Source organism: Mycobacterium sp. SMC-21 (assembly GCF_045310825.1).
Lineage (GTDB): Bacteria > Actinomycetota > Actinomycetes > Mycobacteriales > Mycobacteriaceae > Mycobacterium.
In genome coordinates this window covers 1-21,079 of record NZ_JBJIAO010000052.1, presented here as the reverse complement: position 1 = coordinate 21,079, position 21,079 = coordinate 1, and the positions used below count along the sequence as shown (strand labels likewise).

At 66.9% G+C, this 21,079-nt stretch carries 20 protein-coding genes; 10 read left to right on the top strand and 10 right to left on the bottom strand.

Features of this window, described 5'->3' with window-relative positions; genetic code table 11:
* The first annotated feature begins 310 nt into the window (after positions 1-310).
* The 4 genes from ACJH6H_RS27550 (at position 311) to ACJH6H_RS27535 (ending at position 3,926) form a co-directional block, all read left to right on the top strand.
* Positions 311-931 (top strand): TetR/AcrR family transcriptional regulator, encoded by a 621-nt coding sequence (locus tag ACJH6H_RS27550; RefSeq protein WP_244872866.1) that lies wholly within the window; start codon positions 311-313, stop codon positions 929-931.
* 189 nt (positions 932-1,120) lie between these two features.
* Positions 1,121-1,519: a DUF2752 domain-containing protein gene (locus ACJH6H_RS27545; RefSeq protein ID WP_212813994.1), complete on the top strand. Its 399-nt coding sequence runs from the start codon at positions 1,121-1,123 to the stop codon at positions 1,517-1,519.
* Between the two features lie 112 nt (positions 1,520-1,631).
* The gene (gene pyk, locus ACJH6H_RS27540) at positions 1,632-3,050 is read left to right on the top strand and encodes a pyruvate kinase (RefSeq protein ID WP_212813996.1); all 1,419 of its coding nucleotides are present in this window, start codon (positions 1,632-1,634) and stop codon (positions 3,048-3,050) included.
* A gap of 15 nt (positions 3,051-3,065) precedes the next feature.
* Entirely contained in the window at positions 3,066-3,926 is an 861-nt protein-coding gene (locus ACJH6H_RS27535) for an acyl-CoA thioesterase II (RefSeq protein WP_212813998.1), read from the top strand.
* 27 nt (positions 3,927-3,953) lie between these two features.
* On the opposite strand, the gene ACJH6H_RS27530 is transcribed toward ACJH6H_RS27535, so the two are convergent.
* The 6 genes from ACJH6H_RS27530 to ACJH6H_RS27505 all read right to left on the bottom strand — a co-directional run bounded on the left by ACJH6H_RS27530 (position 3,954) and on the right by ACJH6H_RS27505 (position 10,824).
* On the bottom strand, positions 3,954-4,406 hold the full coding sequence (locus ACJH6H_RS27530; protein WP_212814000.1) for a DUF4190 domain-containing protein: 453 nt from the start codon (positions 4,404-4,406) through the stop codon (positions 3,954-3,956).
* The gene (locus ACJH6H_RS27525) at positions 4,403-5,938 is read right to left on the bottom strand and encodes an ATP-binding cassette domain-containing protein (protein ID WP_406776218.1); all 1,536 of its coding nucleotides are present in this window, start codon (positions 5,936-5,938) and stop codon (positions 4,403-4,405) included. The genes ACJH6H_RS27530 and ACJH6H_RS27525 overlap by 4 nt, the downstream gene beginning before the upstream one ends.
* Positions 5,916-7,535, bottom strand: coding sequence for a thiol reductant ABC exporter subunit CydD (gene cydD, locus ACJH6H_RS27520; RefSeq protein WP_406776213.1), 1,620 nt, complete (start codon positions 7,533-7,535; stop codon positions 5,916-5,918). Before cydD ends, ACJH6H_RS27525 begins: the two co-directional genes overlap by 23 nt.
* Before the next feature lie 23 nt (positions 7,536-7,558).
* On the bottom strand, positions 7,559-8,614 hold the full coding sequence (gene cydB / locus ACJH6H_RS27515) for a cytochrome d ubiquinol oxidase subunit II (RefSeq protein WP_406776212.1): 1,056 nt from the start codon (positions 8,612-8,614) through the stop codon (positions 7,559-7,561).
* A gap of 12 nt (positions 8,615-8,626) precedes the next feature.
* Positions 8,627-10,075: a cytochrome ubiquinol oxidase subunit I gene (locus ACJH6H_RS27510; protein ID WP_406776211.1), complete on the bottom strand. Its 1,449-nt coding sequence runs from the start codon at positions 10,073-10,075 to the stop codon at positions 8,627-8,629.
* Between the two features lie 143 nt (positions 10,076-10,218).
* Complete coding sequence (locus tag ACJH6H_RS27505) at positions 10,219-10,824, bottom strand: HdeD family acid-resistance protein (RefSeq protein WP_406776217.1); 606 nt, start codon at positions 10,822-10,824, stop codon at positions 10,219-10,221.
* 203 nt (positions 10,825-11,027) lie between these two features.
* Between ACJH6H_RS27505 and ACJH6H_RS27500 the strand changes: the two genes are divergently transcribed.
* The 5 genes from ACJH6H_RS27500 to ACJH6H_RS27480 are packed head-to-tail and all read left to right on the top strand — an operon-like array spanning position 11,028 to position 15,431.
* On the top strand, positions 11,028-11,939 hold the full coding sequence (locus tag ACJH6H_RS27500) for an ABC transporter substrate-binding protein (protein WP_212814010.1): 912 nt from the start codon (positions 11,028-11,030) through the stop codon (positions 11,937-11,939).
* Entirely contained in the window at positions 11,923-12,876 is a 954-nt protein-coding gene (locus ACJH6H_RS27495) for an amino acid ABC transporter permease (protein WP_212814012.1), read from the top strand. Before ACJH6H_RS27500 ends, ACJH6H_RS27495 begins: the two co-directional genes overlap by 17 nt.
* A gap of 5 nt (positions 12,877-12,881) precedes the next feature.
* Positions 12,882-13,634, top strand: a complete 753-nt coding sequence (locus ACJH6H_RS27490) for an amino acid ABC transporter ATP-binding protein (RefSeq protein ID WP_406776216.1) — start codon at positions 12,882-12,884, stop codon at positions 13,632-13,634.
* Positions 13,634-14,791, top strand: coding sequence for a MacS family sensor histidine kinase (gene macS / locus ACJH6H_RS27485; RefSeq protein ID WP_406776210.1), 1,158 nt, complete (start codon positions 13,634-13,636; stop codon positions 14,789-14,791). The genes ACJH6H_RS27490 and macS overlap by 1 nt, the downstream gene beginning before the upstream one ends.
* Positions 14,784-15,431, top strand: a complete 648-nt coding sequence (locus ACJH6H_RS27480; protein WP_318986319.1) for a response regulator transcription factor — start codon at positions 14,784-14,786, stop codon at positions 15,429-15,431. The genes macS and ACJH6H_RS27480 overlap by 8 nt, the downstream gene beginning before the upstream one ends.
* Here ACJH6H_RS27480 and ACJH6H_RS27475 read toward each other — a convergent pair.
* Positions 15,404-16,768, bottom strand: a complete 1,365-nt coding sequence (locus ACJH6H_RS27475) for an adenylate/guanylate cyclase domain-containing protein (RefSeq protein ID WP_406776209.1) — start codon at positions 16,766-16,768, stop codon at positions 15,404-15,406. The two genes, ACJH6H_RS27480 and ACJH6H_RS27475, sit on opposite strands and share 28 nt — an antisense overlap.
* A 579-nt stretch (positions 16,769-17,347) precedes the next feature.
* Between ACJH6H_RS27475 and ACJH6H_RS27470 the strand changes: the two genes are divergently transcribed.
* Positions 17,348-19,297: a cellulase family glycosylhydrolase gene (locus tag ACJH6H_RS27470; RefSeq protein WP_406776208.1), complete on the top strand. Its 1,950-nt coding sequence runs from the start codon at positions 17,348-17,350 to the stop codon at positions 19,295-19,297.
* 63 nt (positions 19,298-19,360) lie between these two features.
* Here the strand turns inward: ACJH6H_RS27470 and ACJH6H_RS27465 are convergent, their stop codons facing one another.
* The 3 genes from ACJH6H_RS27465 to ACJH6H_RS27455 form a co-directional block, all read right to left on the bottom strand.
* Positions 19,361-19,900 (bottom strand): hypothetical protein, encoded by a 540-nt coding sequence (locus tag ACJH6H_RS27465; RefSeq protein WP_406776207.1) that lies wholly within the window; start codon positions 19,898-19,900, stop codon positions 19,361-19,363.
* Between the two features lie 2 nt (positions 19,901-19,902).
* Positions 19,903-20,175, bottom strand: a complete 273-nt coding sequence (locus tag ACJH6H_RS27460; protein WP_318986323.1) for a hypothetical protein — start codon at positions 20,173-20,175, stop codon at positions 19,903-19,905.
* Between the two features lie 242 nt (positions 20,176-20,417).
* Positions 20,418-20,756, bottom strand: a complete 339-nt coding sequence (locus ACJH6H_RS27455) for a helix-turn-helix domain-containing protein (RefSeq protein WP_406776206.1) — start codon at positions 20,754-20,756, stop codon at positions 20,418-20,420.
* Positions 20,757-21,079 lie beyond the last annotated feature (323 nt).

Here is a 21,079-nt window from a genome sequence, read left to right as displayed (position 1 = left end):
AGGCCGCGAATGTGGATCCAGATCACAGATCTCGAGCTGAGCACTCACTGCGTGCACACTCGGTAGCCCTCGCCGTTGACGCTGAACTGAGGGCGCAAAAGTGCGAGTGGCGAACGCCGTGGGCACAGAGTCAACGCGGCTGGGCGGCCCCTCGTCGTTGACCCTGAACTGACGGCGCAAAACCCACACCGTAGGCGCACAGTCCTCGCGACCTCACAATCGCGCCAAGGTAAAAGTGCGTACAAGCTGCACTTTCATGCGAACGGTATGTTCCTCAGTCACCGGTCGTTATCGGTTGTGCGGTGGTTGGATGTCTCCTGTGGATGACATAGCCGACGGAGCGCAGTTGCAGCAGTCTCGGCAGGACCGCATCCTCAATGCGGCGTTGACGGTGTTTGCGCAGCGGGGCACGTCCGATGCGACGTTGCAGATGGTGGCCGATACCGCGGGCGTGTCGGTGGGGTTGGTGCAGCACCATTTCGGCACCAAGGACGGTTTGATCAAGGCCGTCGACGACGTGGCGATGAAACTCATCAGCTCGACCATGTTCGCCGCGCTGGAAAGCCCGGGGCCCGATTCGGTGGCCGCGATCGGTCGGGCGGTGCACGGCCTGCTCACCGACCACCTGGTGGTCATGGACTATCTGGGCCGGGCGGTGGCTTCTGAAACCCCAAGCGGGATGGCGATATTCGACGCGATGGCCCGGATCGGCATCGACCGGTGGCAGCGCATGGTCGACGCCGGGGACGCCGCCGAGGGCCTCGACGTGGTCTGGGCCGGGCTGAATCCGTTGGTCCTGACGCTGGGCTCGATCATCTTGCGCCGGCATCTCGACCGGCACCTGCCCGCGTCGTTCACCTCGGACCCGGAGTTGGCCAGGTGGGAAGAGTCCGTCAACGAGCTGATCCGGCACGGCCAGTTGCGCCAATAACCGCCGATAACTCTCGCCTACGTTTGCCCGAACCGTTACAATACGGCAATATTGTCGCTGGTTCGCGCGGCGGACGTCGGTGTCGAGGGGTCACCGACGTTCGTGCGCCATCAGAGTTTCTCGAACTTCCGGACATCAGCCGAACGACGTAAATCCTCGATCGACGCGGCCTCCGGGCATCATGGACCCATGACGTCAGCCGGCAGGGTCGCGCAGGTGGCGGGCGTGGCGGGCACCGGAGCCGCGGCGGTCGCCGCCCTGACGTACATCGGCGTCGCTGACCCACACCGCCCGGGATTCGGGTTTCCGCCCTGCCCCTTCAAGGCCCTCACCGGCTGGAACTGTCCGCTGTGCGGCGGGCTGCGCATGACGCACGACGTGTTGCACGGTGACTTTTCGGCCGCTGTGGTCGACAACGTTTTCGCGCTCGTGGGATTGCCGCTGCTGACCGTCTGGCTCGTGGTGTGCTGGCGGCGCCGGCTGTCGGTGGCGCCGCCGCTCGTGACCGCGCTGGTGGCGATGCTGGTGTGGACGGTGGTCCGTAATCTGCCGGGCTTCCCGCTGGTGCCGACGTTCACCCCGCCCTAGCCGCCGCTGAGCTGCGGACACCCCGCAGCAACTCGCTGTTCGGCAGATGTTGAGGCGCCGACGGCGCTCCCGGGGGGTCGTTATCTGAATCGATCCACTATGCTCATGCACCGTGAATAGGCGCGGAAAAATCGTCTGTACCCTCGGCCCGGCTACGTCCACCGACGCCACCGTCATGGCGCTGGTGGAAGCTGGCATGGATGTGGCGCGGCTGAACTTCAGCCATGGTGCGCACGCCGATCATGAGGCGGCATACAAGCGCGTGCGAGCGGCCTCCGACGCCGCCGGCCGCGCAGTCGGCATTCTCGCCGACCTGCAGGGTCCCAAGATCCGGCTGGGCCGGTTCGCCGACGGGCCGACGTTCTGGGCCACCGACGAAACGGTGCGGATCACGGTCGACGACTGCGCGGGCACCCACGACCGGGTGTCGACCACGTACAAGCGGCTGGCCGAAGACGCCAAGCCCGGCGACCGGGTGCTCGTCGACGACGGCAACGTCGGCCTGGTGGTCGAGGAGATCGACGGCAACGACGTGGTCTGCAAGGTCACCGAGGGCGGCCCGGTCAGCAACAACAAGGGCATGTCGCTGCCCGGCATGAACGTCACGGCCCCCGCGCTGTCGGAGAAGGACGTCGAAGACCTGGAGTTCGCGCTGCGCCTCGGGGTCGACCTGATCGCGCTGTCGTTCGTGCGGTCGCCCGCCGACATCGAACTGGTTCACGAGGTGATGGACCGCGTCGGCCGCCGGGTGCCGGTGATCGCCAAGTTGGAGAAGCCCGAGGCCGTCGACAACCTCGAGGCCATCGTGCTGGCCTTCGACGCGATCATGGTCGCGCGCGGTGACCTGGGCGTCGAGCTGCCGCTCGAAGAAGTGCCGCTGGTGCAGAAGCGCGCCATCCAGATGGCCAGGGAGAACGCCAAGCCGGTCATCGTGGCCACCCAGATGCTGGAGTCGATGATCGAGAATTCCCGGCCCACCCGCGCCGAGGCCTCGGACGTCGCCAACGCGATTCTCGACGGCGCCGACGCCGTGATGCTCTCCGGCGAGACGTCGGTCGGCAAGTACGCGCTCGAGGCCGTGCGGACCATGGCGCGCATCGTCAAGGCTGTCGAGGCGAATTCCACGGACGCTCCTCCGTTGACCCACGTGCCGCGCACCAAGCGGGGTGTCATCTCCTACGCGGCCCGCGACATCGGGGAGCGGCTGGACGCCAAGGCGCTGGTCGCGTTCACCCAGTCCGGTGACACCGTGCGCCGCTTGTCCCGCCTGCACACCCCGCTGCCGCTGCTGGCCTTCACCGACCTGCCGGAGGTGCGCAGCCAGCTGGCGCTGACCTGGGGAACCGAGACGTTCATCGTCCCGCAGATGGACAGCACCGACGGCATGATCCAGGAGGTCGACAAGGCGCTGCTGGAGCTGGACCGCTACAAGCGCGGTGACCTGGTGGTCATCGTCGCGGGCGCGCCGCCGGGCACAGTAGGCTCGACCAACCTGATCCATGTGCACCGGATCGGGGAGGAAGACCACTAACTCCGGGGGTAACGCGTGACGACTGCTGATTTCGAGGAACTGCTCAAGGTTCTCGACGTCACCCAGGTCGACGACGACACCTTCACCGGTGGACATCCGAGCCGGAACCCGGTCCGGACCTTCGGCGGCCAGATGATGGCGCAGGCTTTCGTCGCCGCCAGCCGCACGGTGCCGCCGAAGCTGCCGCCGACGACGCTCTCGACGCACTTCATCGCCGGTGGCGATCCGGAGCGCGACCTGGAGTTCAAGGTGGTCCGGCTGCGCGACGAACGTCGCTTCGCGAACCGCCGCGTCGACGTCATGCAGGGCGACACCCTGCTGGCGACGGCGTTGGTGTCACACCTCGCCGGCGGGCGCAGCCTCGAGCACTCGGTCAAGGCTCCGGCGGTGCCGGATCCGTTGTCACTGCCCACCATTGACGACCTGTTGAAGGGCTACGAGGAGACCGTTCCGCTGTTCGTCGAGGCGCTCAAGCCCATCGAGTGGCGTTACACCAACGATCCGGCCTGGGTGATGCGGGACAAGGGCGGCAAGCTCGACCACAACCGCGTGTGGCTCAAGACCATGGGCGCCATGCCCGACGATCCGGTGCTGCACGCGGCGGCCCTGGTCTATTCGTCGGACACGACGCTGCTGGACTCGATCATCACCACGCACGGCCTGTCGTGGGGTCACGACCGGATTTTCGCGGTCACGATGAACCACACCGTCTGGTTCCACCGGCCCATCAAGTTCGACGAGTGGGTGCTGTATTCGACGACGTCACCGGTGGCGGCCGATTCCCGCGGCCTGGCGTCGGGTCATTTCTTCGACCGCGCCGGTCAGGTGCTGGCGACGGTGACTCAAGAAGGCATCGTCAAACACTTTCCGGGCTAAGGCTTTTCGGGTGTCACGGCGTCCGGCTCAGCCGACCGTGACACCGAACTCCTTCTCGATGCGGCCACGGAAATCCTGGACGCAGGTGTTCTGCGCGTTTTGGTCCTGCCCGGCGCGTGTCATGCAGTCGGTGTAGTCGCCGAACCCGACCTGGCGGTAGAAGCCGATCACGACGAAGACGAACACGATCGCCAGCACGGTCGCCAGCGCACCGAGCACGATGCCCGCGCCGGCGACCACGCCGTTGTCGGCGAGGCCCTGCTTGACCCGGCCGCGGCCGAGGACGCCGCACGCCACGGCGCCAAGCCCGAACAGCAGTCCACCGACCACCGACCATGAGGTCAGCAGTCCCACGATGCCCAGAACCAGTGCGGCGGTTCCCATGCCGTTCCGCGGAGCCGACGTGTACGCCCCGTATCCCTGGTTGGCGTACGGCGGCGGTGGCGGCGGGGGATACCCGCCACCGGGATACATGCTCATGACTGCGCAGGGTACCCGTCTTTGCTGAGGTCCAGGTTCAGCACCGTGCAGTGCAGGTCCGGAGGCAGATGGTGCGTGGCCACCACCACGGCCCGGTCGGCGCCGAACAGCGCGCCGGGAGTGAGGAGTTCGGCGAGCAGGCGGTGACTGTCCGCTGCATCGAGATGCTCTGTGGGTTCGTCGAGGAGTACGACGGGGAAGTCGGTCAGCAGGGCGCGGGCGAGCAGCAGTCGGCGCCGCTGGCCGGCAGAGACGGCGGCGGCCCCGCCGGAGAGCAGGGTGGACAACCCGTCGGGCAGTGTCGCGAGCCAGGGTCCCAGGCCGACCTTTGCCAGGGCCGCGGTGAGCTCGCCGTCGGTGGCGTCGCCGCGGGCCACCAGGAGGTTGTCCCGCAGCGTGGTGTCGAACAGGTGCGCGTCCTCGGCGAAAAACCCTGCCGGTGAATCTGTTTCGCGGAGGCAGTCGGCGGTGGACAGCAGCAGGGTGGTCTTGCCGCGCCCACTGGCGCCCAGCACAGCGATCCGGTCGCCGGGTGCGACGTCCAGTGGCGGGACGGCGATGGCGGCGCGGTCGTCGGGGTGTTCGGCCAGCATGCCGGTGAGCCGTGCGATGGCGATGCGGGCCCGCGTCAGCTGCACGGCCGCGGCCGGCAGGGCGCCGGTTGCCTCGAATGCCGAGAGCGGCAGCAGCATGAGGATCGCCAATGTCGTGGGTGCGACGGTCGACGTGAGCGAGATGGCGGCCAGGATCGCGGCGATGGCGCTGGCGCCGGTGGCCAGGATCGGCACCGCGCCGGCCAGGGCCGCGGGGCGGGCGGCGCGGTCGGCGGCCTCGCCCCAGCGGCGGTGGTCCGCGTTGGCCTGCGCGATGACGCCGCCGAGACGGCCGGCCACGGCCAGTTCGGCGGCATGGTCGAGGGCCAGCATGACGGCGGCGTCGCGGTCCGAATGGTGTGCTGCGGCAAGGCGTTCGGTGGCTTCCACGGCGCGGGCCGCCTGCCATGGCGCCCAGACCCCGGCCACCAGCAGTCCGGCAGCGAGGGCGAGCGCGGCGGCAGGCGAGATGACGGCGATGACGATCACCGCGGCGGTCGACAGTACCGTCGCGACGGCGGCGGGTAGCACGGCGCGCACGAGGGTGTCGGCCAGATCGTCGACGGAAGCGCCTGCGCGCGAGACCAATTCGCCGCTGCTCAGGCGCAGCACCGTCGCCGGCGGGGCAGCGGACAGCCGCCGGTACAGCTCGGCGCGGGCCCGCCCGGCAGCGCGCAGCGCCACGTCGTGCGATGCCAGGCGTTCGCAGTAGCCCAGCACGCCACGGGAGATGCCGAACAGCCGGACGGCCACCACCGCGACCGTCAACTCCAGAATCGGCGGCTGCTGCCAGGCCCGGGTGATCAGCCACGCCGACACCCCGGCCAGCGCGAGGGCGCTGCCGAGCGCCGCGGAACCGAGGAGGACGGCCAGCGCGAGGCGGGGGAGCCGGGGCCGGAGCAGGTCGACCGCGAATCTAACTGTGGACACGGGACGCACCTCCCGCCCGGACGATTTCGTCACCGATGGCCAGTACGGCGGCCCGGTGGCCGACGACGATGACGGTCGCGCCGGCCGAGGCGCGGGCCCGGATCGCCTGGAGGACCCGGGTTTCCAGCTCGGCATTCAGATGTGAGGTCGGTTCGTCGAGCAGCAGCACCGGGCTCGGCCGGCCGAGTACCCGCGCCAGCGCGAGGCGCTGCCGCTGACCCAGCGACAGCCCGGAGCCGCCGCGGCCCAGCACGGTGTCCAGCCCGGCGGGCAAGGTGGCCAGCACATCGTCGAATCCCGATGCGCGGCATGCCCCGTCGAGGTCGGGGAGGGTGCCGAGCAACTCCAGGTTCTCCCGCACCGTCCCCGGGACGAGGACGGGCCGTTGCGGCAGCCAGCCGATCTGGTGCCACCAGTGCTGCCGGTCCAGGGCGCCGACGTCGCAGCGCTGTTCGTCGTCGCCGACCCGCACGCGGCCGGCATCGGGCGTCGTCAGCCCCAGAATTGCTTGCAGCGCGGTGCTTTTCCCGCTGCCGTTGGGGCCGGTCAGAACCGTCACCGAGCCGGGCGTGGCCCGCAGCGTCAGATCGTGCGGCGCCGGCCCGTCCCGGCCGTCGATGCTCACGTGCTCCAGTTCGATGGTCGGCCGTACCCCGATCTGTGCGCCGCCCGGTTCCGGTTGCCCGGCGTCCTCGAGCAGCCGGTAGGCGTGCCCGAACGCGACCTTGCCGTCCTGTGCGGCATGGAATTCGACGCCGACGCGGCGCAGTGGCCAGAACACCTCGGGCGCCAGGAGCAGCACCGTCAGCGCGACCGGCAGGGTGACCCCGCCGCTGACCAGTCGCAGCCCGACGCCGACGGCGACCAGCGCCACCCCGAGCGTCGCCAGCAGTTCGAGGACGAGCGCCGACAGGAACGCGATGCGCAACGTGGCCAGGGCCGAATGCCGGTGGGCGTCGGACAGTTCGGTGATGCGCGGCGCAGCGCCCTCCGCGCGGTTCAGGGCGCGCAGCGTGGGGATACCCGCGATCAGGTCGAGCAGACGCGACTGCAGCGTGGCCATGGCCGCAAGCGCGGCCGCCGACCGCTCGGTGGTCATGACACCGATCAGCACCATGAACAGCGGGATGAGCGGCAGCGCGATCAGCACGACGAGCGCGGATTTCACGTCGTACCAGGCGATCACGATGACGGCGGCGGGGGTCAGCAGCACGGACATGACGACCGCGGGCAGGTAGCGCGTGAAGTACGGTCGCAGCCCGTCCAGTCCGCGGGTCAGCAGGATCGCGGCCTCGTCGTGCACCGCCTGTCGACGTTGCGGCGGCAGTGCGGTGACGGCGGTGAGCACCTGGGCGTCGAGGTCGGCGATCATGGCGGTGGCGCCGTGCTGGCTGAGCCTGGCCTGCCACCACTGGGCGGCGGCGCGCAGCGACCAGAGCGCGGCGAGCGCCAACAGCTGAGGTGCCCAGTGCGACAGCGGCGCGCCGGTGGTGATGACTCCCGCCACCACCTGCGCGGTGAGCACGGCCGCGGCGAGCGCCGCGCCGGTGATGACCACTCCGCTGCCGACCGTGGCCGCCAGGTGTCGCCGCAGGCCGGCGGTCATGCGGGGGTTGGTCGACGATCGGGTCAGTGCAGCCCGCCGTTTCGGGTCAGACCGATGGAGGCCGGAATGTGCTCGGCCGAAATCCGTTGCCGGAACACCCAGTACGACCACGCCTGGTAACCGATCACCAAGGGTGTGAACACCAGTGCGGCCCAGGTCATGACCTTCAAGGTGTAGGGCGACGACGACGCGTTGTGGATGGTCAGGCTCCACGCCGGGTTGAGCGACGAGGGAACGAGATTCGGGTACAGGCAGCTGAACAGCAGCGCCACCACGGCGACGACGACCACCGCCGTCGCGGCGAACGCCCATCCGTCGGCGCGGCGGGTCCACACGAGCCGGACGGCCGAAAGCTGGGCCACGACAGCGATTCCCAGCGCGATCCAGGTCACGTCGTTGCCGTAGGCCACCTGGGTCCAGATGCCGAACCCGGCGACGATCACCGTCACCGGAACGGTCAGTCGGGTGGCGAACCGGCGCGCGTCCTCGTGGACGGCCCCTTGGGTTTTCAGCGTGACGAACACCGCGCCGTGGAAGGCGAACAGGCTCGCCGTGGCAAGGCCGCCCAGTAGCGAGTAAGGGTTGAGCACGTCGCCGAACGACAGCTGAATCTGGTGGTGGGCGTCGACCGGGAGGCCGCGCAGGATGGAGGCGAACGCCACACCCCACAGCACGGCCGGTAACCACGAACCCATGGCGATGCCGATATCGGCCCACCGGCGCCACTGCGGATCGTCGATCTTGCCGCGCCATTCGATGGCACACACCCGCACGATCATGCCGACCAGGATCGCGAGCAGCGGCAGGTAGAGGCCCGAGAACAGCGTGGCGTACATACCGGGGAAGGCCGCGAACATGGCGCCGCCGGCGGTGAGCAGCCAGACTTCGTTGCCGTCCCATACCGGTCCGATGGTGTTGAGCGCGGCGCGGCGGTGCTGTTCGGCGTCGGCCTCGTCACCGCCGGCGGCACGGCCGAAGAACTCCATGAGCATGCCGACGCCGAAGTCGAAACCTTCCAGCACGAAGAAACCCACGAAGAGGACGGCCAGGATGATGAACCAGAGATGCTGAAGTGTCATGGCTGCCCCTTCCTAGTACGCGAACGACAGTGGGGCGACGTCGTCGCTGTCGGGCGGGGTGGGCGGTGTCGGTTCGGCGTCGTGTTCCTGAGGCCCTTCGAGCGTGTAACGGCGCATCAACCAGAACCAGACGACGGCGAGCGCCGCATACAGGGCGGTGAACGTGAGCAACGAGATCCACACGGTGCCTGCGCTGTGCGCCGACACGCCCTGCCGGATGGTCAGGTGCAGGTTGGGGTCACCGGTCGGATTGGTGGCGACCACCCAGGGCTGCCTGCCCATCTCGGTGAAGACCCAGCCGGCGCTGTTGGCCAGGAACGGCATGGGCAGCGTCACGAGCGCGAACAGACTCAGCCACCGTTGGGTCGGGACGCGGCCCTTGCGCGTCAACCACAGCGTGGTGAGCGCGAAAAGCCCTGGGAACGCGAGCAATCCGATCATCATGCGGAACGACCAGTAGGTGACGAACAGGTTGGGCCGGTAGTCACCCGGACCGTATTTGGCCACGTAGGCTTTCTGCAGGTCCTGCACGCCCTCGAGCCGGACGCCCTCGAACTTGCTCTCGGCGAGGAAGGGCAGCACGTACGGCACCTCGATGACGTGCATGACGCTGTCGCAGTTGTTGTGGGTACCGATGGTCAGCACCGAGAAATCGGGGTCGGTTTCGGTGTGGCACAACGATTCTGCCGAGGCCATCTTCATGGGCTGCTGGACGAACATCAGCTTGCCCTGAGCATCCCCGGTGAGTGTGAGCGAGGCGGCCGCGACGAGCGCCACCCAACAGCCCAGCACGGCGGCGGGCCGGAACATGGTGCGCGATTCCTCGGTGTTGCCCTTGCGCACCATCCACCAGGCGCTGATGGCCGCGACGAAGGTGGAGGCCGTCAGGATGGCGCCGCCGACCGTGTGGGTGAACGCCGCGATGCCGGTGTTGTTGGTCAGCAGCTCCCAAATGCTGGTGAGCTCGGCCCGGCCGGTCTCCGGGTTGTAGTGCGCGCCAACGGGATGCTGCATGAACGAGTTGGCCGAGATGATAAAGAACGCCGAGGCGTTCACGCCGAACGCGACGATCCAGATGCACGCCAGGTGCACCAGGCGGGGCAGTTTGGTCCAGCCGAAGATCCACAGGCCGATGAAGGTGGATTCGAAGAAGAACGCCGCCAGGCCTTCCAGCGCCAGCGGAGCGCCGAACACGTCGCCGACGAATCGTGAGTACTCACTCCAGTTCATCCCGAACTGGAATTCCTGCACGATGCCCGTCGCCACGCCGAGGGCGAAGTTGATCAGGAACAGCTTGCCGAAGAACTTGGTCAGCCGGTACCAGGCGGGATTGCCCGTCACCACCCAGATGGTCTGCATCACGGCCAGCAGCGGTGCCAGGCCGATGGTCAGCGGGACCAGGATGAAGTGGTAGACGGTGGTGATCCCGAACTGCCACCTCGATACGTCCAGTGCGTCCATTGAGCCTTCCCCGGGGCCGGAGGGATTGGTCTACGACTTACTGTAGTAGTTCATCCGGCCGGCGGTCCAGACCTGCCGAACAGCGAATTGTGTGGCCAGGCGCACACGTGCGCCCGGCCACACAAGACTGACGATCGATCGACTCAGGCGTTGGTCGCCGCCTCGTTGATGGCCTTGTCAACGGCCTTGGCGCCCTTACGGATTCCGAAGGCGGTGATCACTTCGGCGACACCGGTGACCACCAGCCAGATGCCCGTCACCAGCGCCAGCGTGCCGATGGACTCGATCGGTGAGCCCAGCACCACGAATCCGGCGATCAGGCTGATGACGCCGAGGAAGATGTTCCACCCGCGGGCGGGCAGCCCCGGATCGCTGATCGCCGACACCGTGGTGGCCACACCGCGGAAGATGAAGCCGATACCGATCCAGATCGCCAGCAGCAGTACGGCATCGCCGATATGGCGGAAGGCCAGCACCGCGAGCACCAGGGACGCCGCGCCGCTGATGAATGCCAGCACGCGTCCGCCTGCCGTGATGTGCAGGCTGAAGGCGAACACCACCTGGCCGATACCGGTGACGAGCAGATAAGCGCCGAAGAAGATCGCCGCCACCGCGACGGAGATGCCGGGCTGGGCCAACACGGCGGCGCCCAGTACCACGGAGATCAGGCCCGCGATGAGCTCGGTTTTCCACAGATGCTGCAACAGACTTGGCGGAGTATGCGTGGTCATTGACGCAGTCTCACATATTTGACGCTGGGTGCACCGAGTTCGGACAACCCTGTTTCTCGGTGGTTCTAGATGTGGACAACTCGCGATTGGGCTGCTTGGTGACCACCGTGCCGATAAGGTGCTCTCCAACGCGGCACGCCGACCGATGCGTGCCGGCGGTGTGTCGTGACAGGTGTGGTCAGGCCAGAGTGAAGCACGAAGGAAGAGGCAACGTGTCAGGTGTGAGTCAGTCCCGTCGGGGCACAGCGTGGCGCATTGCGGTGGTGGTGGCTGCGAGTGGCGCGTTGGCGCTGTCGGGCTGCACGAAGAACACCGAATCCAGCTCGCCCGCGTCGAGTTCGTCGGCGGCTCCCGCGGCCAAGGTCGAGTCGATCGCCAACACGGTGCCGGAGGCCATCAAGTCCAGCGGCAAGCTGATCGTCGGCGTCAACATCCCGTATGCACCCAACGAGTACAAGGACCCGAGCGGCAAGGTCGTCGGTTTCGACGTCGACCTGATGAACGCCATCGCCCAGACCCTCGGTCTGACGGTCGACTACCGGGAAGAGTCCGACTTCTCGAAGATCATCCCGGCAATCCAGGCCGGCACCTACAACGTCGGCATGTCGTCCTTCACCGACAGCAAGCAGCGTGAGCAGCAGGTCGATTTCGTCACCTACTTCTCGGCCGGCAGCTTGTGGGCGCAGCGCGCCGGTGACCACGTCGACCCCAACAACTCCTGTGGCAAGAAGGTTGCCGTCGAGTCGACCACGGTGCAGGACACCGAGGAACTGCCCGCCAAGTCGAAGGCGTGCACCGACGCCGGCAAGCCGCCCATCGACGTCGTGAAGTTCGACAACCAGGACCAGGCCGCCAACGCCGTCGTCGTCGGCCAGGCCGACGCCATGTCCGCGGACTCGCCCGTGACGTTGTGGGCGATCAAGCAGGCGGGCGGCAAGCTCGTGCAGGCCGGCGAGGTGTTCGACTCGGCTCCGTACGGATGGCCGGTGAAGAAGGGTTCGCCGCTGGCGCAATCGTTGCTGCAGGCATTGCAGCACCTCATCGACAACGGCACGTACAAGCAGATCGCGACGAACTGGGGCGTGCAGGCCGGAATGATCGACAAGCCGGTCATCAATGGGGCCACCAGCTGACGTGACGGCTGTTGAGTCAGCGGCGGACCCGAGCGGTCCCGCCGCCATCCACGCGGTACCGCTACGACATCCCTGGCGGTGGGTCGGGGCCGTCGCGATCATCGTCGTCGCCGGGCTGTTCCTCTACGGCGCCGCGACGAACCCCGCGTATGGCTGGGACACCTACCTCAAGTACCTGCTCGACGTGCGAGTGGCCGAGGCGGCGTGGAACACCGTGCAGCTCACCATCTATGCGATGGCGATCGGCTTGGTGCTCGGCGTCGTCCTGGCCGTGATGCGGCTGTCACCGAACCCGGTGTTCCGTGCGGTCGCGTGGGGCTATCTGTGGATTTTCCGCGGTACTCCGGTGTACGTGCAGCTGGTGTTCTGGGGCCTGTTCCCGTCGATCTACCAGAACATCCAGATCGGGGTGCCGTTCGGGCCGTCGTTGTTCCACATCCAGCTGCAGGGACTGTCGCTGGCGTTCGAGATGGCCTTCATCGGCCTGGGCCTCAACGAAGCCGCCTACATGGCCGAAATCATCCGTGCCGGAATCATTTCCGTACCGGAGGGACAGACCGAGGCGTCGGTCGCCCTCGGTATGTCGTGGTGGATGACCATGCGCCGCACCGTTCTTCCGCAGGCGATGCGGGTCATCGTGCCGCCCACCGGCAACGAGCTCATCAGCATGCTGAAAACCACATCACTGGTCACGGCCGTGCCGTACACGCTCGAGCTGTACACCCGCACGCGGGACATCTCCGCCGTGATCTTCCAGCCCATCCCGCTGTTGCTGGTTGCCGCCACCTGGTACCTGGTCATCACCAGCGTGCTGATGGTCGGCCAGTTCTACCTGGAGCGCTACTTCTCGCGGGGTGCGTCGCGCAAGCTGACGAGCAAACAGCTCGAGGCCCTTGCCCTGGCGCAGATGGGTGACCACGGAGGTATGCCCGCATGACGCCCATGGTGCGCGCCGAACAGGTGTGTAAGAGCTTCGGTGCCCTCGACGTGCTCAAGGGTGTCTCGCTCGAGGTCGAGCGCGGAAAGGTCCTCGTGCTGGTCGGTCCCTCCGGTTCCGGAAAGTCGACGTTCCTGCGGTGTATCAATCACCTGGAACAGGTCAGCGCCGGCCGGTTGTATGTCGATGAGGAGCTGGTCGGGTACCGCGAACGCGGGGGCAAGCTGCACGAACTCCCGCCCAAGGAGGCCGCCCGCCAGCGCCGCGATGTCGGCATGGTCTTCCAGCACTTCAATCTGTTCCCGCACCGGACCGCGCTGGAGAACATCATCGAGGCGCCGGTGCACGTCAAGGGTGTCAAGCGGGATGCGGCGGTGAGTCGTGCGCGGGACCTGCTCGACCAGGTGGGGCTGTCCAGCAAGGCCGATGCCTATCCGGCCCAGTTGTCCGGCGGCCAGCAGCAGCGCGTGGCGATCGCCCGCGCGCTGGCGATGGAGCCCAAGCTGATGCTGTTCGACGAACCGACCTCGGCGCTGGATCCGGAACTGGTCGGAGACGTCCTCGCGGTCATGAAAAAGCTTGCCCAACAGGGCATGACGATGATCGTCGTCACGCACGAGATGGGCTTCGCCCGCGAGGTGGCCGACGAGCTGGTGTTCATGGACGGCGGCGTGGTGGTCGAGCGTGGCGCCCCGCGTGAGGTGATGGCCGACCCGAAACATGAACGCACGAAGGCCTTTCTGTCCAAAGTGATGTAGTGGCTGTGCACCCCGCGTCGAAGGCGGAACCAGAACCGGACCCGGCCGCCCCGCTGTGGCGGGCGGCACAGGGCTTCCGGCTGCTCAGCTGCCTGTACGCCTTGGGTTTTCAGCTCGCGGTCAATGACGATCTGCGACACCCGGCCGTCACGTGGGCGCTGTTCGGGGTCCTCATCGCGTGGAGCCTGGCGTGTGCGGTGGCCTATCTGAAGGGTTTCGGCCGACGGAAGGCCTGGGTGCTGGCCGAGGTGCTGGTCGTCATCCTGCTGGTGTTGTCCACCGAGCTGGTGGCTGCCCCGGCGTGGATAGCCGGCAACCAGTCGTGGCCGACGACGTTGTGGGCCACCAACGCGACGCTGTCCGCGGCCATCCAGCTGGGACCACTGGCCGGAATGGGCGCCGGGCTGCTCGTGACGGCGGCCGGCGCGCTGCTCAAGGGCTACTTCGACCCCAATCTCGGCCGGCAGGCGACGCTCGTCATCGAGTTGGCGGTGGGGCTCGCCGTCGGGATGGCCGCGCAGACCGCGCGCCGTGCGCACGCGGAGTTGCAGCGCGCCATCCGATTGGCGGCGGCGACCGCGGAGCGCGAGCGGCTGTCCCGGCAGGTGCACGACGGCGCCATCCAGGTGCTGGCGCTGGTGGCCCGCAAGGGGCGGGAAATCGGAGGTGCGACAACCGAACTCGCGCAGCTGGCCGGCGAGCAGGAACGGGCGCTGCGCCGACTGGTCAGTTCCGGTCTGGACGAGGCGCCGGGCGGTCTGGTCGACGTCGGGGAGATGCTCCGGGCCCGCGCGGGTGATCGCGTCGCGGTGAGCGTGCCGCCGGACCCGGTGCTGCTCGACGCCGCCGTGGCGGGCGAACTCGATGCCGCGGTCGCCAACGTGCTGGGCAACACGGTCGCACACGCGGGCCCCGAGGCGCGGGCTTACGTCCTCGTCGAGGACCTGGACGGGCAGGTCGTGGTGAGCGTCCGCGACGATGGGGTGGGGATCGCCGACGGACGGTTGGCGCAGGCAGCTGCGGAGGGGCATATGGGTGTGACGAAATCGATTGTGGGACGGCTGGAATCGCTCGGAGGTAAAGCCGAGCTGACGACGTCGCCGGGAGCCGGCACCGAGTGGGAGCTGACGGTACCGAGGGCGGCCGGCGATGTCTGAGCCGCAGTTGACGGTGATGGTGGTCGACGACCACCCGATCTGGCGGGACGCCGTCGCCCGTGACCTCGAGGACTCGGGCTTCACCGTGGTGGCCACCGCTGACGGTGTGGCCGCCGCGGGCCGGCGGGCCGCGGTGGTCAAGCCCCAGGTGGTGCTGATGGACATGCGGCTGTCCGACGGCAGCGGCGTCGAGGCGACCACGCAGGTGCTGGCGGTCTCACCGGCGACCCGGGTGCTGGTGCTGTCGGCCTCCGACGAGCGCGACGACGTCCTGGAGGCCGTGAAGGCCGGTGCCACCGGGTATCTGGTGAAGAGCGCCTCCAAGGCCGAGCTGGCCGACGCGGTGCGCGCGACAGGTGAGGGGCGTGCGGTGTTCACCCCGGGTCTGGCCGGCCTGGTGCTGGGGGAGCACCGGCGCATGGCCAAGACGCCGGGTGCGGACCCGGCTGCCGGCCTGACGGAGCGGGAAACCGAGATCCTGCGGTACGTGGCGAAAGGCTTGACCGCCAAGCAGATTGCCGAACGTCTGACGCTCAGCCACCGCACCGTCGAGAATCATGTGCAGGCGACGTTCCGCAAGCTGCAGGTGGCCAACCGGGTCGAAGCGGCGCGCTATGCCATCGAGCACGGGCTGGACTGAGCGCCGTCGGCTCGGGACGAGCCGGCCGCGGACAGCCGTCCGACCAGATACCAGGTGTGCATCAGCCCTTTGCCCTTGACGTCGATCTCGCCGCGCTCCTCGAATTCGTATGCGTGGCGCAGACGTTCATACACGTTGTGCGGCACCTGGATTCGGCCGGCGACGTCGGTGCTCTCCATGCGGGACGCGACGTTCACCGCGTCGCCCCAGACGTCGTAGAAGAACTTGCGTGACCCCACCACACCGGCCACCACGGGGCCGGCGGCGATGCCGATACGGACCGGGACGGGCCGCCCCTTGGGATCGGTCAGCCCGCGGACCGAATCGGCGAAGTCCAGTGCCAGGCAGGCCAGCGCCTCGAGGTGATCGGCCCGACCGTGCGGTATCCCGCTGACCACCATGTAGGAGTCACCGCTCGTCTTGACCTTCTCCAGACCGTGCCGGTCGACGAGTGCGTCGAGCCCGGTGTAGAGCGTGTCCAGGAACTGGACCAGATCGGCGGGGGTGGTGTCGCTGGCGCGCTGGGTGTAGCCGGCGATATCGGCGAAAAGTATTGAGGCGTCGTCGAATTTGTCGGCGATCACCGAATGCGCCGGATCCTTGAGTCGCTGCGCGATGGACTCGGGCAGGATGTTCGCCAGCAGCGTCTCGGACCTGAGGTATTCGGCCTGGATGGCGCGCTGGGCGATGGCGTTCTCCCGCAGCACCGACCAGACCGTCGCCATCACGATGAGGCAGGCCGACACCGCGGTGATGACGAACGACACCCGGCTTTCCATCTCGCTCTGCGCTCCGGTGTGCGCCGGGACGGTGAATTCCAGGATGCTCGCGGTGACGATGCCGACGGCGGCGACGGCGGCCGCGAAACCCACATGTTCGAGGCCCACGATCAGCAGTGCGATGGCACCCGCCACCGCGAAATACAGCAGAATTCCCGAGCCGGTGCCCACATTGATGGTCACGACGGTCACCGTGGCGTAGGCGATGAGTATGAATGCCGCCGGCGCCACGAGTTCACCGAACCGGTACAGCGTCGGCACGAGCAGGAAGAGCACCGCGCCGGCCAGGTTCACGGCGCCGATCCACATCGTGTAAGGCCCCGTGGTCAACGCCTGCAAGGCGAAGAAGACGCTGAGCACCGCGCCGAGGCGGCTGGTGCGCGTCAGGATTCGGCGACTGCGGGCGACGGTCGGGCTGAGGATGTCGGCGTCGGGGCGAAGGCACTCGCGGACGGTCGCGGTCGGCACGCAGACCGAACGGCGCACGGCAGCGACCAAATCGGCGCTGGCCGGGGTCGCGGCGCCGCCGGTGAGGCGAGCGTCGTCCATGATCGCCATGGAGTAAGGGTAGACGCGCGGGACCGGGTTTGGTGCTCCGCTGCGGATACTCCGCTGATGGCGAAACAGCGGGTCGCCGCGGTACCGCCGGCGCGATGTTCCGGATTGGTTGCGGGACCCATAATGGCCAGTCGCTGTGGCCATTTTGGAGGGCTCGCTGAGTGGGACATTCGTGGGTACTGGGTGTCCCTTCGCCGCCACCGAAAAGTATGTACGGCGACGATCAATATCAAAATTGCCAGATATTCGACAGTTGCGTCGAATGGTGTTTCTGGTGCATCGGCTGAAGCTGTTGAACTGCGTATATGCGGAAAAAATGCTTGCTCATGACAATTTTGCAAACCGATTTTGATTAGCTGTTTGTGAACATACCAGAGGTATTTAGGACATCTCTATATTTGCCTGTTTCGCATGCTCGGACTATTTCGATCAGATTTCGGATTTGCGCTCAATAAATTGTTGTCGGAGCAGTAAATTAACTGCCACGCGTCGTTGTCGAGGGGCGACGACCAGGGCGGAAAGGGGACTGCGGTGAACCGTCTGGTCCGTGCTCTCATGCTGAGAGTCGTTGTCGTATTGATGCCATTGGCTGTCATCTGCACCTACAGCCACGTGACGCCCGCGCCGACTCGAACGGTCGCGATCGACGTCATACCCACCGCCGAGATCGATGACACGCATTCGACCATCGGCATCGCCGACTCCAGCCTCTACGGACTGTCGCCGGCGGAGATCGACAAGACCCTGACCCAGCTGCAGTCCATCGGGGTGCAGAACATCCGGGTCTTCGTCCCATGGGCGTTGATCAAGATGACGGGTCCGAATGATCTTGCGAATGACGCCAACTGGACGCTGATGAACAACGTGATGGACGCCGCGCGCGCCCACAACATGGGTGTGCTGGCGGTCATCAGCCACACCCCGCTGTGGGCGGCGCCGAGTGGGACCACCCCGGGTGCGGGCGCACCCGATCCAGCCGTCTACGCGGACTTCGTGAAGCAGGTGGCCACCCGCTACGGCGACGTCATCTCCGCGTACGAAGTCTGGAACGAGCCCAACAGCTTCACGTTCTTCCAGCCGATGGATGCCGCCAAGTACACCGCCATCCTGAAGGCCGTCTACACCACCCTGAAGGGCGGCGACGGGACCACCGGTGTGGACCCGACGGCCTCGGTCATCGCGGGCGCCCTGGCGCCGATTCAGGACTTCTTCGGACTCACGTCGTCTCCGCAGACCTTCCTGGCCGCAATGTATGCCGCCGGCGCCAAAGGCTTTTTCGACGCGATCTCGTTCCACCCGTACGAGTTCAACCAGGTCCTGAAGTTCTCGCAGGGTGCCTTGAACCCACTCGCGCCGCTGTACCAGCTGCAGCAAATGCGGGCGATCATGGTGCAGAACGGTGACGGCGACAAGCTGATCTGGGCCACCGAGTACGGCTTCCAGACCGTGCTGGACCAACTCGGCGTCGTCGATCCCACGAGCAACCAGAAGCAGGCCGATTTCATCTCGGACTTCATCACTGCCTGGCGGGCGCTGACCTACACCGGCCCGATATTCATCTACACCACCCGTGACGGCACGCCGGGCACGGACACCGGTTACGGCATCTTCCAGGCGGACTGGACGGCGAAGCTGGCGGTGAAGGTGATCTCGGATGCCATCGGTCTTCCGCCGGTCATCGTCTCGCCGATCGTGGCGCTGGCCCAATTGATACAGAAGGCGCTGGCTCAGGCCCAGAAAGCCTTCGCGTCGTTCACCGCATCGCTGCAGACCGCGGTCAACAACGCCGTCAAGGCGTTCCAGAGCCTGCTGGCGGGCATCTTCAAACCCGCTGCGGCGCAACCGAGTACCACCGCGAGCCTGGCATCCGCCGCCGCCTCGATCAGTGCGGACACCCTCTCGGAGGCCAACCGGGCCGCGACGGAGCTGAAGTCTCAGGTGGGTGGTACGAAGGACACCGCCGACCACGTCAAGGCCGGCGACAAGCCCGAGGCGGGTGACGTCAAGGTGGTCGACGCCGTCGAGCACGAAACCGCGGGAGCGGTCGACCCGAAGGCCGTGGAGACCAAGGTCGAGGATCCCAAGACTGAGGATCCCAAGGCTGAAACCCCGAAGGAAGACACCCCGAAGGCGGAGAGCCCGAAGGCCGAGACCCCGAAGGAAGAAACTCCGAAGGTCGAAACGCCCAAGACGGAGACCCCGAAGGAAGAGACGCCCAAGGCGGAAACGCCGAAGGCGGAAGCGCCCAAAGCAGAAACCCCGCAGTCCGATTCGCCTGCGTCGGCGGAGCCGAAGGCCGCGAACGAATCCAAGAAGCCGGCCAAAGACGCTGCGGCCGAGGGCAAGTCGACCGACGGCAAGGACGGCGACAGGCCGGCCGCCAAGGGCAAGGGCAAGAAGCCGGGCAAGACGAAGAAGCCGGCCCCCGCTGCCAGTGAGCCGTCGAAGCCGACGGGACGGTCGAACGGCGACACCGGTGGCAAGACTTCGCCGGCGGACAGCAAGTCACATCAGCATCAGGGCGCATAACCCGGGTGCGGACGAGGCCTCCCTGGCGTGTCATGCGCCGGGGAGGCCCTCGGGTTTGGCGGCTCAGACCGAATAGATCGGGGCGCCGATCCCGGACATGGTTGCCCGGAGGCGGTGCGCGATATCCCGGTCCAGGGCAACGAGATTCGCGGCGAAGTGCCGGATGTCGGCGGAGTGGTCATCGGCCATGGACTCGCGCGACTCGCGTTCCCTCGCCACGAACCGGTATCTGACCTCGGTCACCGACAGGTCTTCGGAGACGGTGAACTCGTTGGTACGCGCTTCGTCAATTGCGTTGAGCGCCAATCGCTTCACGTCGGACAGCGACGCGGCGCCGGCGTGGGCGATACTCGCGGCGGTCCGTAGTGCGTCGGCCGAGCCACGGACCTTGACCAGGTCGCGCCACGCGATGTCCTGCGCGTTCTCCGCCGCACTGCCTTCCCACGTGGTGCCGCCGGGACGCAGGGTGCCCTGCCAGACGTCGTGGAATGAGTTCTCCCACAGATCGGCGGTCTTGTTCCACTGCGCGGCGGCGTCGACCAGGTGTTGCACATCCCAATCGGTGATCTGTGCCAGCGTCGGCAACTCGAGTTCGGCCATCATGGCTACTCCGCCAATGCTGCCGTGGCCGAGCTGTCGGAGTCGGTATAGGCGCGTCCGGCGGCGGTCAGCGCGGAGACGACAGACCAGATCCGTTCGGCATGTGCGGCGGACGCGGCATCGATGCGCGATTGGATCTCGGCGACGACATCCGCGGTGGACTGACCTTCGGGAAGCAGCGCGCCACTGGTGACGTGTGCGGACAGAGCTTGGGCATGCTGCTCGAGTTGACCGGCAACGGCGAACAGCCCATCAGCAGTGACTCGCAGTGCCCCCATGCCTGCAGTTTAGCGGCGAGCTTTGGTGCCCTCGGTGAGATTCGAACTCACACTGCACGGGTTTTGAATTGGCGTGTCGAACAAAAGCCCTGATCGGTGGCGAAACGGTGCATGTGGTGGCAAGCGGGTGAGCAAGGCGAATATTTGCAGTTCAGGCGACATTTTTGAGCTGTCGTCGCTGGTGGTGCGTTGGTGACCGGGGTGGTTGCCGTGCTTACTGTGTGCTTACTGGTAAGCGCTTCCTAGGTGGGCAGGAATCTGCGTGCGGACGTGCTTGCGTCGAAGTCGAGAACCTCGGCGCCCATCTTCACGGTCAGCGTGGCCCGCGCCCCGGCCGCGTCGCAGTACTTGACCAGTGTCGAGAGGGTCCAGTCCTGGTCGGTTTCTAGCTCGATGAGTGCCGATTCCGTCAGTTGCAAGCGCTCGGCAAGCTGTGCGCGACTCAAGCCGGCGGCTTGCCGTATCGCGATCAGGGGCGTATATCGCGCAGCTTCGGCGCGCTCAGCCTGTATCCGCGCGACCTCGGCGGCTAGTTCAGGATCGCGTCGCAAGCGTTCCTGTATCTGGTCATTCTTCGGCATGGTGTGAGAGTAGCGAGCCGGCAGCGGCGTGCCTAGGCATTTTCTCCGGGCGCCGCGCGTACCAATCTGGTACGAATGCATTGCAACACAACAGGTTTCGCTGTCGTGTCGCCGTTGACGCGCCAGCTTCCCGCGCCTACAGTCTGGACCGCCGGCAACCCCAACAGTCACAACAGTCAGGAGACCCGCGTGCTGCGGACCCTCAACGATGTTCCCGAGCCAGACGATGCCATCAGTTGCGGTAGTGGGTCTGCTGCACGAATAGGTGACATCTGAGTTGGCTTGCCCAGCATGGGCGGGCTGGAAGGATGTCCCCATGGCAA

Bases quoted from the DNA above. Each gene is read 5' to 3' on its own strand.
- ACJH6H_RS27455 (WP_406776206.1), bottom strand. From the start codon at position 20,756: ATGCCGAAGAATGACCAGATACAGGAACGCTTGCGACGCGATCCTGAA.
- ACJH6H_RS27550 (WP_244872866.1), top strand. From the start codon at position 311: ATGTCTCCTGTGGATGACATAGCCGACGGAGCGCAGTTGCAGCAGTCT.
- cydD (WP_406776213.1), bottom strand. From the start codon at position 7,535: ATGACCGCCGGCCTGCGGCGACACCTGGCGGCCACGGTCGGCAGCGGA.
- ACJH6H_RS27470 (WP_406776208.1), top strand. From the start codon at position 17,348: ATGCCATTGGCTGTCATCTGCACCTACAGCCACGTGACGCCCGCGCCG.
- ACJH6H_RS27495 (WP_212814012.1), top strand. From the start codon at position 11,923: ATGGGGCCACCAGCTGACGTGACGGCTGTTGAGTCAGCGGCGGACCCG.
- ACJH6H_RS27475 (WP_406776209.1), bottom strand. From the start codon at position 16,768: ATGGCGATCATGGACGACGCTCGCCTCACCGGCGGCGCCGCGACCCCG.
- ACJH6H_RS27480 (WP_318986319.1), top strand. From the start codon at position 14,784: ATGTCTGAGCCGCAGTTGACGGTGATGGTGGTCGACGACCACCCGATC.
- ACJH6H_RS27530 (WP_212814000.1), bottom strand. From the start codon at position 4,406: ATGAGCATGTATCCCGGTGGCGGGTATCCCCCGCCGCCACCGCCGCCG.
- ACJH6H_RS27545 (WP_212813994.1), top strand. From the start codon at position 1,121: ATGACGTCAGCCGGCAGGGTCGCGCAGGTGGCGGGCGTGGCGGGCACC.
- ACJH6H_RS27510 (WP_406776211.1), bottom strand. From the start codon at position 10,075: ATGGACGCACTGGACGTATCGAGGTGGCAGTTCGGGATCACCACCGTC.
- ACJH6H_RS27460 (WP_318986323.1), bottom strand. From the start codon at position 20,175: ATGGGGGCACTGCGAGTCACTGCTGATGGGCTGTTCGCCGTTGCCGGT.
- cydB (WP_406776212.1), bottom strand. From the start codon at position 8,614: ATGACACTTCAGCATCTCTGGTTCATCATCCTGGCCGTCCTCTTCGTG.
- ACJH6H_RS27490 (WP_406776216.1), top strand. From the start codon at position 12,882: ATGGTGCGCGCCGAACAGGTGTGTAAGAGCTTCGGTGCCCTCGACGTG.
- ACJH6H_RS27465 (WP_406776207.1), bottom strand. From the start codon at position 19,900: ATGATGGCCGAACTCGAGTTGCCGACGCTGGCACAGATCACCGATTGG.